Source organism: Rhodanobacter koreensis (assembly GCF_054782855.1).
Window position 1 is genome coordinate 1,316,385 of the sequence record NZ_BAAGRR010000002.1, and the last position, 13,641, is coordinate 1,330,025.

Genomic DNA, 13,641 nt, shown 5'->3' on the forward strand with positions numbered 1-13,641 from the left:
ATACGCCCCGTGACAGGGCGAATCCACCCGCGGCGCATCGATTCGCGCCATGCCCATGCGCATGGAATCGGCGTCTCGATGAGCCTCATGACCATACCCGTCGAACACTGCAGGCGGCCATTACGAACTCTGCATGCCAAGCAATCCGAAGTGTCGCACTGCCTGGGCCCGACCTGTCGTCATCATGACGATCCAGCCAGGGCAGAGGTGTGACATGCGGGTGACCCCGTCGCTCGTCTGTCCAGATCGTCATCGTCATGTCAATGACTGGATTCGCGGCACGAATAAAATGTAAACTGACCGGTATAGTCTGGATTACAGTCGCATGACGGCAACATTCGCGCCACGACCAGGCAGAAATGACCACGGTCAGCGATGACCAGGCCAACCAATGACACAAGACATACGGATCGCGATGCAGTATCTGCTTACCGGATTTGCTGCGCGCGCCAAGGCGTCCCCCATTCCCCCGATCACGCAAGTCCCGGAGCTCTCATGAAGTCCTCTCTACTGCGCGCACCCTTGCTGTGCCTGAGCCTGTTGACGCTTGCCGCCTGCGGCAATGGCAAGACCCAGGGACCACCGCAGATGACGCCACAAGTGGGCGTGATCACAGTGCACCCGGAAAACGTACCGTTGGCCAGGGATGCGTCGGGCCGGCTTTCGCCCTATTACAGCGCCAACGTGACCGCACGCGTCTCCGGCGTGCTGCTCAAGCGCAATTACACGGAAGGCAGCGCGGTCAAGCAGGGTCAATTGCTATTTGAAATCGATCCGGCCTACTACCAGACCCAGCTCAACAACGCCCTGAGCATCCTGGCCCAGGACCAAGCCACGTACAAGAACGCCCGCGTCACTGCCGAACGCGATCACAAGCTCATACCCCAGGGCTATGTGTCGCAACAGCAGGTGGACAACGACGACGCCGCCGTACGCACGGCAGCCGCCAAGGTCCAGGCTGACGAATCGGGCGTGGCCAGCGCCAAGGTCAACCTGGGCTATACCAAGGTGACCTCGCCCATCGACGGCATCGCCGGCCAGCAACAGGTCACCGTCGGCGCGACCGTGGGCAATGGCACCAGCGATGTCGGCTCCGGCGGTACCTTGTTGACCACGGTCCAGCAGATCGACCAGTTGTACGTGAACTTCACCATCAGCGCAGCCGAGCTGTCGATGCTGCAGCAGGCGAAGAGCAAGGGCAGCATTGCGCTCTCCGCACAGAACAAGACCACCGTGCAGATCACCCTGCCCGACGGCAGCAAGTTCGATCAGCTCGGCACACTGGACTTTTCCGATGTGTCGGTGAACGCGACCACAGGTGCCGTCAACCTGCGCGCCCTGGTGCCCAACCCGCAGCACCAGCTGCTGCCGGGCATGTATGTCACCCTCAGCGTCAACCTCGGCATGCAGAACAACGTGTTCCTGATCCCTCAGCAAGCCCTGCTGCGCGACTCCGTCGGCGCCTATGCACTGGTGGTCGGCCAGGACGACAAGGTCGTGCGCAAGGACGTGAACGCCCGCAACAGCTACGGCAACAACTGGATCGTCACCAGCGGCCTCGACTCGGGTGATCAGGTGATCGTGACTGGCCTGCAGGGCGCGAAAGAAGGCGCCCCTGCCAAAGCGTCGCCGTGGCAGCCATCGCAAGGCACTCCGGCTCAGGCCAATGCCGCCTCGGCACAAGGCGGTCAATCCGCCGGCAACAAGCAGTAAGGAAGCCGTCTCATGCCAAGTTTCTTTATCGACCGCCCGATTTTTGCCTGGGTGGTCGCCATCCTGATCTCCCTGGGCGGCATCATCGCGATGCTCAACCTGGGCATCGATTCCTACCCTGATATCGCGCCGCCTCAGGTGACGATCAACGCGAGCTATCCCGGTGCCAGCGCCGCGACGATGGAGTCGACGGTGACCCAGGTGATCGAGCAGCAGCTCACTGGTATCGACAACCTGCTGTATTTCAGCTCGTCGTCCAACTCCAGTGGCTCCAGCACGATCACCCTGACCTTCGCCACGGGCACCAACCCCGACATCGCCCAGGTACAGGTGCAGAACAAGGTCACCCTGTCCCAGCCGCTGCTGCCGGCATCAGTGACCCAGCAGGGCGTGGTGGTGGCCAAGGCCAGTCCCGATATCCTGATGTTTATCGGCCTGACCTCCGACAATCCGTCGATCGACGCGGCGCGACTTGCCGACATCATCGCCTCGCAGATCCAACCGGTGGTTTCCCGCATCAACGGCATCGGCAACACTTTCGAGCTCGGTTCGGAATACGCCGTGCGCATCTGGCTGAATCCGGACAAGCTGCAGGGTTACGGACTCTCGGCCACCCAGGTCCTGAACGCCGTCAGCACCCAGAACGCGCAGTTCGCTGCCGGCTCCCTGGGCGCCGATCCATCCGCCAAGGGCCAGGAGTTCACTGCCACCGTCGCGGCCGACCAGCTGTTTTCGTCGCTGGAGCAGTTCCGCAACATCATCCTGCTCACCAATAACGATGGCACCACCGTACGACTGAGCGATGTCGCCCGCATCACGTTCGGACCACAGAATTACGGTTCGGCGGCCATTTACAAGGGCAAGCCGGCCGGTGGCCTGGGGCTGTTCCTGCTGCCCGGCGCCAATGCGCTTTCCGTGGCGGAGGCGGTGAAGTCGCAGATGGCGGTCCTGGCCAAGGATCTCCCGGCCGGCGTGTCATGGGACGTGCCCTACGACACCACCCCGTTCATCGTCGCCTCGATCACCGATGTGGTGCACACCCTGCTCGAGGCAATCGTGCTGGTGTTCCTGGTGATGCTGATCTTCCTGCAGAACATCCGGGCCACGATCATCCCCACACTGGTGATTCCGGTGGCCTTGCTGGGCACCTTCATCGGTCTGTACATAATGCATTTCTCGCTTAACCAGCTCACCTTGTTCGGCATGGTGCTGGCGATCGGCATTGTGGTGGACGACGCGATCGTGGTGATCGAGAACGTCGAGCGCATCATGAGCGAGGAACATCTGGAACCCAAGCCAGCCGCGCGCAAGGCCATGGGCCAGATCACCGGTGCGATCGTGGCGATCACCGTGGTGCTGACGGCGGTATTCGTGCCGTCGGCCCTGCAGCCAGGTGCCACCGGTATCGTGTATGCCCAGTTCGCGCTGACCATCGCCATCTCGATGGCTTTCTCGGCGTTCCTGGCAATGTCGTTCACCCCTGCGCTGTGCGCGAGCATCCTCAAGTCGACGCACAACGAGAAGAAGAACGTCGCCTTCCGCTGGTTCAACAAGACCTTCGACTGGGTCACGCGCACCTATCACGGCCATGTCGGCAGCGCAGTGCGCCACGCTCCGCGGTGGATGTTGGCATTCGCGCTGGTCACCGTACTGGCCGGGTTTCTGTACACCCGCCTGCCAACCAGCTTCGTACCCGACGAAGACCAGGGCTTCATGCTGGCGGTGGTTTCCCTGCCGCCCGGCGCCACCCTGCAGCGCACCAACCAGGTGATGACCGAGATCCGCGACAAGCTGGTGCACAGTCCCATCGGCAAGGACATCGTGGCCGTCTTCCAGCCCGAAGGCTTCAGCTTCGTCGGCAACGCGGAAAACGTCGGCATGGCCTTCATCAAGCTGACCCCGTGGGACAAGCGCTCGCAAACTGCGATGCAATTGATCCCGCAAGCCAACGGAATCCTGCACAGCATCACCGACGCGCAGATTTTCGTGGTGAACCTGCCGACCATCCGCGGCCTCAGCCAGTTCGGTGGCGTCGACATGTACCTGCAGGCACGCGCCGGTCAGACGCGCGGGGAATTGGCGCAAGCCATGGGAACCCTGCTCGCCAAGGCCGGCAAGGACCCCACGCTGTACGGCATCCGTCCCAACTCACTACCGGAAGCGCCGCAGCTGCAGATGAACGTCGACCGCGTGCAGGCGCAGGCGATGGGGCTCTCGCTCACCGATGTGTATGACGCCCTGCGACTGCTGCTGGCACCGAACTACATCAACCAGTTCAATTACGAGGGCCGTATCAAGCGGGTGTACATGCAGGCGGATGCACCCTATCGCATGGACCTGGATGCCTTGCAGCACATCTACACGCCCAGCGGTATCGGCACTGCGACCGGCAGCAGTTCCGCTGCCCAGGTCAATCCCTCGGCGAGCAACAACTCGATCAGCCCGTACAACATGGTGCCGCTGTCCAGCGTGGTGAAGGCCGAGTGGGGCATGGGACCGGTCTCGCTGCCGCGTTACAACGGCTATTCCGCCGTGGAAATCGTCGGCAACTCCGCCCCCGGCTACTCCACCGGTCAGGCCATGCAAGCGCTGCAGAACATCATCGACAAGGACCTGCCGGGCGGCTTCGCCTCCGACTGGACCGGCCAGTCCTATCAGGAGGTGCTGGCAGGCAATTCGGCCACGGTACTGTTGCTGATGTCGATCCTCGTCGTGTTCCTGTGTCTGTCCGCACTGTATGAAAGCTGGTCGATTCCGATCGCCGTGCTGCTGGTGGTGCCGCTGGGCCTGCTGGGCATGGTGACGTTCTGCAAGCTGACCGGCATGCCCAACGACATCTACTTCAAGATCGGCCTGGTCACCGTGATGGGCCTGGCAGCCAAGAACGCGATCCTGATCGTGGAGTTCGCAGTGGAACAGCAGGCCGCCGGCAAGCCTCTCTTCGACGCGGTACTCACGGCAGCCCGGCTGCGCTTGCGCCCGATCCTGATGACTTCGATGGCCTTCATTCTTGGCGTGTTCCCGCTGGTCATCTCCAGCGGTGCAGGTGCGGTGTCCCGCCACGAAATCGGTATCGGCGTGATCGGCGGCATGCTGTTCGCCACCTTCTTCGGCCTGTTGCTGATTCCGGTGTTCTATGTGGTGGTGCGGCGTCTGCTCGGCGACAAGCTGGACGGCAATTCACCGGCGGCGCCGGCTGCAGGTCACGGTGGCATGCAGTCGTTCGACTCCGACCCGCGTCGCGGGGCTTGAGGCAGGAGCACGATCACCCGCCCGGTGAGAGAACGAAAAAGGCCCCGGCATTTGCCGGGGCCTTTTTCGTTCCAATGTCACTGGAGATGGAGTGGAAGCAAGCGCGCCTCGACTGTTGTTCCGGTCCCTACTCGTTTCTCACTCCTCGCACCTCAGCGCAAACCGGTTTCCGCGCGGGCGATCACCATGCGCTGGATCTCGCTGGTGCCCTCATAGATCTCGGTGATCTTGGCGTCGCGGAAATAGCGTTCCAGCGGCATCTCCTTCGAGTAGCCCATGCCGCCGTGGATCTGCACGGCCTGATGGCTGATCCACATGGCCGCTTCCGATGCGGTGAGCTTGGCGATGGCCGCCTCCGTACCGAAACGGCCACCATTCTTCTCGGCTTCCCCTTTCGTCCACGCTGCGCGCAGGGTCAGCAGGGTCGCCGTATCCAGCTTGCACTTCATGTCGGCAATTTTCGACTGGGTCATCTGGAAGGTGCCGATCGGATGACCGAATGCCTTGCGGTCGCGCGACCACTGCAGCGTGGCCTCGTAGGCGGCACGGCAAATGCCCACTGCCTGTGAAGCGATGCCGATGCGGCCGGCGTCGAGCACGCCCATGGCAATCGAAAAGCCCTTGCCCTCGTCACCCAGCAGGTTTTCCTTCGGGCAGACGTACTCGGTGAACTCGATCTCGCAGGTGGCCGAGGCGCGGATGCCGAGCTTCGGCTCGGTCTTTCCCGCATGGAAGCCCGGCAGCTGGGTGTCGATGATGAAGGCGGAAACACCCTTGGCGCCGATGCCCGGTGTGGAGATCGCGAACAGCACGATGTAGCGCGCCACCGGGCCGGAGGTGATCCAGCTCTTCTTGCCGTTGATCACCCAGTCGCCGTCCGCATTCTTGCTGGCGCGGGTATGCATGGCCGAGGCGTCGGAACCGGATTGCGGCTCGGTCAGCGCATAAGCACCGATCGCCTCGCCTTGGGCGATCGCACGCACGTATTTCTGCTTCTGCTCCTCGTTGCCATGCTTGAGGATGCCGTTGCAGAACAGCGAATTGTTCACCGACATGATGGTCGAGGTGGCGGCATCGGCAGCGGCGATCTCGATCATCGCCAGCACATAGGCAATCGGATCCATACCGGCACCGCCGTACTCGTGCGGCACTTCGATGCCCATCAGGCCGAGCTGCCCCATCTCGCGGATGTTGTCCAGCGGAAACTCGCCCCTGGCGTCCAGTTCGGCCGCCACCGGCACGATGCGCTTCTGCGCGAAATCGCGGGCGATCGACTGGATCGACAACTGGTCTTCGGTAAAACGGAAATCCATGGGCTGCTCCGGGAGATGAATCAAGCCGACAATTTTAGCGGGAAATCGCCGGCGCGCCTTGTGCAGTCAGCTTGACGCCTTGCGGGCATAGGCCTAGCCTATGCATCTCTTTATCGCGATATAAGGATGCCCGATGGATTTGGCAACCGCCTCCAGCGTGCTCCGGTTGCTGGCCGACCCCACCAGGGTGCGCCTGCTGGCCCTGCTTGAACACGAGGAACTCACTGTGGCCGAGTTGGCCGCCGTGCTGCATCTGGCACAGCCACGTGTGTCCACCCATCTGGCCAAGCTGAAGGAAGCCGGCCTGGTGCGTGACCGTCGTGCCGGTGTGTCTGCCTATTACCGCGCCAACAACGAGAGCGATCAGGCACAGCACAACCTGCTCGGTTCGCTGCGCGAAAGCATCGACGACGCCCTGCTGCGCGAGGACAGCGCACGCCTGCCCGGCGTACTGGCCAACCGTGCGCGCGAGGAAGGCTGGGCCGATACCGTCGCTGGCGACATGGAGCGGCACTACTCGCCCGGTCGTACCTGGGAAACGCTGGCACGTTCGCTCCTGCAGTTGCTGGGCACCGGTGATGTGCTGGACATTGCCTCCGGTGATGGCATCACGGCCGAACTGCTGGCGCCGCACGCCCATTCGATCGTCTGCGTCGACAGCAGCGAGCGCGTGGCCGAGGCCGCAGCGAAGCGGCTCAAGGCATTCACCAACGTGCAGGTGCGTCAGGGCGACATGCACGCACTTGACATGGGGGAACAACGCTTCGACCTGGTGCTGATGCTGCATGCGCTGACCTATGCCGAACACCCGGCCAGGGCCGTGGCCGAGGCCGCGCGACTGCTGCGTCCCGGCGGTCGCCTGCTCGCTGTGACGTTGGGCCAGCACGACCATCGCGCCGCCGTCGAGCCATTCGACCATCGCAACCTGGGCTTCAGCAACGAACAGCTCGACGGCTACGCCCGTGCCGCCGGCCTCGATGTACTGAGCTGCACCCGGCTCAGCCGCGAGCGCAAGGCGCCGCATTTCGAAGTGATCAGCCTGCTGGCACGCAAACCCTCCTGAACACCGTTCTCCCTTGCGGAGAACCGCTTAACCGAAGGACATTCCATGAGTACCCTGCCCTGGCTCCATCCCGAACGCGTCGCCCTGCTGGAACAGGCGTTGCGGCGGCGCATCCTGATCCTCGACGGCGGCATGGGCACCATGCTGCAGGCACATGAGCTGGATGAGCACGGCTTCCGCGGCGAGCGTTTCGAGCATGGCCACGACGGCCATGCACAGGTCCACGACAACCATGCTCATCCGGGCGGTTGCGACCTCAAGGGCAACAACGACCTGCTGACCCTGACCAAGCCCGAGATCATCCGCGGCGTGCACGAGGCCTACCTGGAAGCCGGAGCCGACCTGGTCGAGACCAACACCTTCAATTCCACCCGGATCAGCCAGGCCGACTACAAGCTGCAGCATCTGGCGCACGAACTGAATCTCGAAGGCGCCCGGCTGGCCCGCGCCGCCTGCGACGCGATGACCGCGAAGACACCGCACAAACCCCGCTTCGTGATCGGCGTACTCGGGCCCACCAGCCGCACTGCCTCGCTGTCGCCGGACGTCAACGATCCTGGCTTCCGTAACGTCACCTTCGAGGAACTGGCGGAGAACTACACCGAATCCGCCAACGGCCTGATCGAGGGCGGCGCCGACGTGATCATGGTCGAGACGATCTTCGACACCTTGAACGCGAAAGCTGCGCTGTTCGCGTTGAGCGAGCTGTTCCATCAGCGTGGCGCACGCCTGCCGGTGATGATCTCCGGCACCATCACCGACCGCTCCGGCCGCACCCTGTCGGGCCAGACCGCCGAGGCGTTCTACTACTCCGTGCGCCATGCGCGACCGCTGTCGGTGGGCTTCAATTGCGCGCTCGGTGCGGAAGACCTGCGCCCGCATGTGCAGACGCTGTCGAACATCGCCGAGAGCTACGTCAGCACGCATCCCAATGCCGGCCTGCCGAATGCGTTCGGCGAATACGACGAGTCGCCCGAGCACATGGCCGGCATTATCGGCGGCTTCGCCCGCGATGGCCTGCTGAACCTGGTCGGTGGTTGCTGCGGCACCACCCCGGCGCATATCAAGGCGATTGCCGAAGCCGTGCGCAACTTCGCACCACGTGCTTTACCGTCCGCCACGCAAGCGGAGGCTGCATAAGATGGCGCGTCATACCCGCCGGCATACCCGTCTATCGGGCCTCGAACCACTGGTCATCACGCCTGACCTGCTGTTCATCAACGTCGGCGAGCGCACCAATGTCACCGGCTCGGCGCAATTCAAGAAACTGATCAAGGAAGAACGCTACGACGAGGCCGTGGAAGTCGCCCGGCAGCAGGTCGAGAACGGCGCGCAGGTCATCGACATCAACATGGACGAGGGCCTGATCGATTCCGAGGCGGCGATGACCCGCTTCGTCAACCTGATCTCCTCCGAGCCGGATATCGCGCGCGTGCCGTTCATGATCGACTCGTCGAAGTGGACGGTGATCGAGGCCGGCCTGCGCTGCCTGCAGGGCAAGGGCATCGTCAACTCGATCTCGATGAAGGAAGGCGAAGCCGCCTTCCTCGAACACGCACGCAAGGTGCAGCAGTACGGCGCCGCCGCCGTGGTGATGGCGTTCGACGAGCAGGGCCAGGCCGATACCTGCGCGCGCAAGGTGGAGATCTGTTCGCGCGCCTACGAGTTGCTGACACGCGAACTGGACTTCCTGCCCGAAGACATCATCTTCGACCCGAACATCTTCGCGATCGCCACCGGCATCGAGGAACACAACAACTACGCGGTGGATTTCATCGAAGCCACCCGCGAACTGAAGAAACGCTTCCCGGACTGCCATATTTCCGGCGGCGTCTCCAACGTGTCGTTCTCGTTCCGCGGCAACGACACCGTGCGCGAGGCGATCCATTCGGTGTTCCTGTACCACGCCATCAGGGCTGGCATGGACATGGGCATCGTCAACGCCGGTGCGTTGGCGATCTACGACGATCTGGATGCCGAACTGCGCGAACGCGTCGAGGACGTGGTGCTGAACCGCCGCGAGGACGGCACCGAGCGACTGCTGGAGATCGCCGACAACTATCGCAAGAAGAAAGGCGAAGTCGTCGTCGAAACCCTAGCCTGGCGTGAGAAGCATGTGCGCGAGCGGCTCAGCCACGCGCTGGTGCATGGCATCGACCAGTACGTGGTCGAGGACACCGAAGAGGCACGCCAGCTGTCGACGCGCCCCCTCGACGTGATCGAGGGCCCGCTGATGGACGGCATGAACGTGGTCGGCGACCTGTTCGGCGCCGGCAAGATGTTCCTGCCGCAGGTGGTGAAATCCGCCCGCGTGATGAAGAAGGCGGTGGCCTACCTGCTGCCCTTCATCGAGGCGGAAAAACTGCGCACCGGCGACGTCGGCAAGAACAACGGCAAGATCATCATGGCCACGGTCAAGGGCGACGTGCACGACATCGGCAAGAACATCGTCGGCGTGGTGCTCCGTTGCAACAACTTCGAGGTGATCGATCTCGGCGTGATGGTGCCGGCACAGAAGATCCTCGAGACCGCGATCGCCGAGAAGGCCGACATGATCGGCCTGTCCGGCCTGATCACGCCGTCGCTGGAGGAAATGAGCCAGGTCGCCCGCGAGATGCAGCGACAGAATTTCCACATTCCGCTGCTGATCGGCGGCGCCACCACCTCGCGCGCGCATACCGCGTTGAAGATCGAACCGCACTACAAGGCCGGTACGGTGTGGGTGAAGGACGCCTCACGCGCCGTCGGCGTGGCGCAGTCGCTGGTCAGCAAGGACCTGGTCGATGATTTCCTCGCCAAGGTGCGTGCCGACTATGTGGATGTGCGCGAACGCCACCGCAACCGTGGCCCCGGCAAGCAGTTGGTGCCGCTGTCCAAGGCCCGCGCACAGCGCTTCAGTTGCGACTGGGCCGCCTACGAACCGCCGCAGCCGAACCAGCCCGGCATCACCGTATTTGACGACTACGACCTGGCAGAGCTCCGTCCGTATATCGACTGGACGCCGTTCTTCCAGGCCTGGGAGCTGGCTGGTCACTATCCGGCCATCCTCACCGACGAGGTGGTCGGCACGCAGGCCAGCGAGCTGTTCCGCGATGCACAGGCGATGCTGGACAAGATCATCGCCGAGAAGTGGCTGACCGCCCGCGCCGTGATCGGCCTGTGGCCTGCCGCGAATATCGGCGATGACGTCGAGGTGTATGCCGACAGCAACCGCAAGCAGCGTCTGGCCACCCTGCTCAGCCTGCGTCAGCAGGCCGACAAGCCGATCGAGCGGCCGAATCTCTGCCTGGCCGATTTCATCGCACCGAAGGAGTTCGACAAGCCCGACTGGCTCGGCGGTTTCGCCGTCACCGCCGGCATCGGCATCGAGGCGCATCTGGCGCGCTTCCAGGCCGACTACGACGACTATTCGTCGATCATCCTCAAGGCATTGGCCGATCGCCTCGCCGAGGCATTCGCCGAACGCATGCATGAGCGTGTGCGCCGCGAGTTCTGGGGCTTCGTTCCGGACGAGTCGCTCGACAACGACGCGCTGATCGCCGAAAAGTACCGCGGCATCCGTCCGGCTCCGGGTTATCCAGCCTGCCCCGACCACACCGAAAAGACCGCGCTGTTCGCCCTGCTCGACGTCACCCGCAATACCGGCATCGAACTCACCGAAGGCTTTTCGATGTATCCCGCCGCCGCTGTCTCCGGCTGGTACTACTCGCACCCGGACAGCCAGTATTTCGTGGTCGGCAGGCTGAGCAGGGAACAGGTCGAGGACTATGCCAGGCGCAAGGGCTGGACGCTGGCCGAGGCCGAACGCTGGCTGGCCTCCAACCTCGACTACGAACCCGAGTGAACCGATGCCGACACGGGCGGACGCGGATGTCCGCCCGTGCCGATCTCAGGCGATCGTGTCGCCGGTAATGCTGTTCTTGTGATGGCGCAGGTGCACGATCAGGTTGTAGACCGAGACGAAGGCCGGGAAGAAATTCGAGATGATGCCTACCGAATCGTTCTTGCCGACCGTGAAATAAGCCAGCAGCAACGCGCTGCCCAGCACCGACAGCCACCAGAATGACAGCGGCATCACCACCCGCTTGTGTTTGCGCGTGTAATACAACTGCACGAACCAGCGGCTGGTGAACATCACCGAACCAAGCAGTCCGACGGCCTTCCACGGTGTCAGCTGGAAATGCTGCAGGGCCTGGAAGATGTGTGCAAATTCGGTGCTGAGAAAGTCCATGGGTCGGGTGCTTTGGCGTTTGAAGAAAAGCGAGTTTACAACCCCTGCACGCCTCGCTATCCGCCCCGTTTGCGGCCAACCGCTCTGCCCTTCCCTGCATGGCCAGACGAGTGTGGCCATTGACCCGCACCTCGAGTCCCCCTAGAATCTCGCGTTCCCGGCGGGCGGTTAGCTCAGCGGTAGAGCACTGCCTTCACACGGCAGGTGTCACAGGTTCGATCCCTGTATCGCCCACCAATAGTTTTCCCAAAACAAGCAGTTATGAAAAAGCCCGATTCGCTCCGAATCGGGCTTTTTTGTGTTTTCTGCGTCGTATGTGTTCCGTAGGCGTTCCGACGTCCACTCGCGTCCATTTCAGTCCACCTGCGCACTGTTCCGCTTGAGTTCCGCCATTGTGCGCCACGGTCTCGTGTGGCGTGGTGGTGCGCAGATAAATTCCATTATCGATCTGCTGCTGCGTGATGTGCATTTCGTTGATGTATTTTGAATCGGGGGGCGAACCGGGCGATGTTGCTTCGATGTTGAACCAGCGGTGGTGTCGTAATCCACGGCCAGCGGATCGCTGGTTCCGGTACCTGCTGGGCCTTGCGGGCCGGGGGTGAGCTGGATCTGGTTTCAATTTGCTCGAATAAAAAGCCAATACAATACCCAGCGAGGGGTACTGTAAGAGTCCCAAATCATACCACTCGGCATTTCAGCGAAATGCACTACCTGCACCTTCGCACCGATCACGGCGTGAGACTTATCCCAAATTACCGGGTATAGCCATGTAAAAGCACCGCACCCGTGCGGCAAATATTGATCAAGTGTTTTTGAAATTGACTCGTTCGAGTCTCGTACAACCAGCGTCATGTCAGCAGCACTAATAGGCCACTGCCCAAATCTTCCAATTCGGCTTTTCTTTCCACTCTGCACAGACCACACATCGCGGACTATTTTCGAAAAAACAGAATGCCGATCAGCAGATATCTGGTTTCTGGTGGAAAGCAATGACTCCTTGAAGCCACCACCGTTCTTCTCCCAATTAGAAACTAAGTCGTTCCAAGCTCTATAGCACTTGTTTTGTTGAGAGAATACATTCGTTAAATGAGCGGTATCATTCATTGGCTTCATTGCTGAAGCAGAAGAGTTCGGCTCCGTGGCGGCACTACACGTGCAGCCAAAGAAAATTGTGCCGGCCGCCAATAGACTTCTCACTAATGCACTCATCACTAATGTCCCGACTAATGTCCCGGTAGCCCGTTAGGCAGCAATTCTTGATAGCCCTGAAGACCGCGAATTGCCTCATCTGGCGTCAAGTCACCCCGATGCCGCAGTAAATCTTGGTTGCTCATCCAGCGCGTCTCACCACGCGAGTTGACCATGAACGTCCTATATGGAGCGGATTGTCCATATACAATCCCCATGTCCGTAGCTGAGAACCCGAGTTGGCCATCAAAGTGCCCGTGCATCCATTCATTTACTGAAAGTCCAGCATTGGTATAGGCTTGGAACACAGGTGTAGGGTCAACGAGTGTTGCCCCAACGGGACCCCACCCCGGAGTCAAGTACCCCCAATTACCGACCTTAATTTGCACCAGTCCGAGCTCAACTTCCTGATGTTTCATCGTACCTTGAGCACCATAAGCCTTACCTGCGGCTTTTGCAGCATCCAGATCGCTCGGGAAGCCGGAAGCTTCAATTTTCGGGTCCGCAGGCGGCCTTGCAGACTGGATACCTCCATTCGAGGTCGACCCCGTAGCCTTTGGCTGCAGACGCACTCCTCCAGACGATGGACCCGAATTTGAAGTGCTCAACCCAGAATCTGCACAATTTCCAGCAGAATCTTGGTTAAGCGACCCGGTACACCGCCCATCCGGATCCATATTCACGACCGGATTGTTGTTGGCATATGCATAGCGGCTGAAATTGAACGTATTGCCTGCACTTAGGCCCGCCGGATCCGTGCTGATAAACCTTCCCACTGCCGGATCGTAATACCGCGCCTGCATGTACACCAACCCGGTATCCGGATCGTTCACATGCCCCGTATACCCCGGCCCGTTCGGCGCCATGCCCAGCGCCTGGCT

The 13,641-nt window shown here is 61.6% G+C and carries 9 protein-coding genes and 1 tRNA gene; 6 read left to right on the forward strand and 4 right to left on the reverse strand.

Annotated features, from left to right (window positions below):
* Positions 1–495 precede the first annotated feature (495 nt).
* Together ACYVKM_RS11815 and ACYVKM_RS11820 are read left to right on the forward strand one after the other, a co-directional pair.
* Entirely contained in the window at positions 496–1,713 is a 1,218-nt protein-coding gene (locus ACYVKM_RS11815) for an efflux RND transporter periplasmic adaptor subunit (protein WP_460877779.1), read from the forward strand.
* A gap of 12 nt (positions 1,714–1,725) precedes the next feature.
* The gene (locus ACYVKM_RS11820; RefSeq protein ID WP_460877780.1) at positions 1,726–4,965 is read left to right on the forward strand and encodes a multidrug efflux RND transporter permease subunit; all 3,240 of its coding nucleotides are present in this window, start codon (positions 1,726–1,728) and stop codon (positions 4,963–4,965) included.
* Positions 4,966–5,117: 152 nt separating this feature from the next.
* Here the strand turns inward: ACYVKM_RS11820 and ACYVKM_RS11825 are convergent, their stop codons facing one another.
* Positions 5,118–6,278: an acyl-CoA dehydrogenase family protein gene (locus ACYVKM_RS11825; RefSeq protein ID WP_460877781.1), complete on the reverse strand. Its 1,161-nt coding sequence runs from the start codon at positions 6,276–6,278 to the stop codon at positions 5,118–5,120.
* A 133-nt stretch (positions 6,279–6,411) separates the two neighbouring features.
* Here ACYVKM_RS11825 and ACYVKM_RS11830 point away from each other — a divergent pair, with 133 nt between their 5' ends.
* Genes ACYVKM_RS11830 through metH form a run of 3 tightly spaced genes read left to right on the forward strand, consistent with a single transcriptional unit; the run spans position 6,412 to position 11,185 of the window.
* Entirely contained in the window at positions 6,412–7,341 is a 930-nt protein-coding gene (locus tag ACYVKM_RS11830; RefSeq protein ID WP_460877782.1) for an ArsR/SmtB family transcription factor, read from the forward strand.
* 45 nt (positions 7,342–7,386) lie between these two features.
* Positions 7,387–8,481, forward strand: coding sequence for a homocysteine S-methyltransferase family protein (locus ACYVKM_RS11835; RefSeq protein ID WP_460877783.1), 1,095 nt, complete (start codon positions 7,387–7,389; stop codon positions 8,479–8,481).
* Between the two features lies 1 nt (position 8,482).
* Complete coding sequence (metH, locus tag ACYVKM_RS11840) at positions 8,483–11,185, forward strand: methionine synthase (protein ID WP_460877784.1); 2,703 nt, start codon at positions 8,483–8,485, stop codon at positions 11,183–11,185.
* Between the two features lie 45 nt (positions 11,186–11,230).
* Here the strand turns inward: metH and ACYVKM_RS11845 are convergent, their stop codons facing one another.
* Positions 11,231–11,572 (reverse strand): lipid-A-disaccharide synthase N-terminal domain-containing protein, encoded by a 342-nt coding sequence (locus ACYVKM_RS11845; RefSeq protein WP_460877785.1) that lies wholly within the window; start codon positions 11,570–11,572, stop codon positions 11,231–11,233.
* Positions 11,573–11,734: 162 nt separating this feature from the next.
* Between ACYVKM_RS11845 and ACYVKM_RS11850 the strand changes: the two genes are divergently transcribed.
* Positions 11,735–11,809, forward strand: a tRNA-Val gene (locus ACYVKM_RS11850).
* Between the two features lie 378 nt (positions 11,810–12,187).
* Here the strand turns inward: ACYVKM_RS11850 and ACYVKM_RS11855 are convergent.
* Both ACYVKM_RS11855 and ACYVKM_RS11860 read right to left on the reverse strand, forming a co-directional pair.
* Positions 12,188–12,781 (reverse strand): hypothetical protein, encoded by a 594-nt coding sequence (locus ACYVKM_RS11855; RefSeq protein WP_460877786.1) that lies wholly within the window; start codon positions 12,779–12,781, stop codon positions 12,188–12,190.
* Between the two features lie 14 nt (positions 12,782–12,795).
* Positions 12,796–13,641 (reverse strand): RHS repeat-associated core domain-containing protein (locus ACYVKM_RS11860; protein WP_460877787.1); only part of this gene is annotated, 846 nt, incomplete at its 5' end.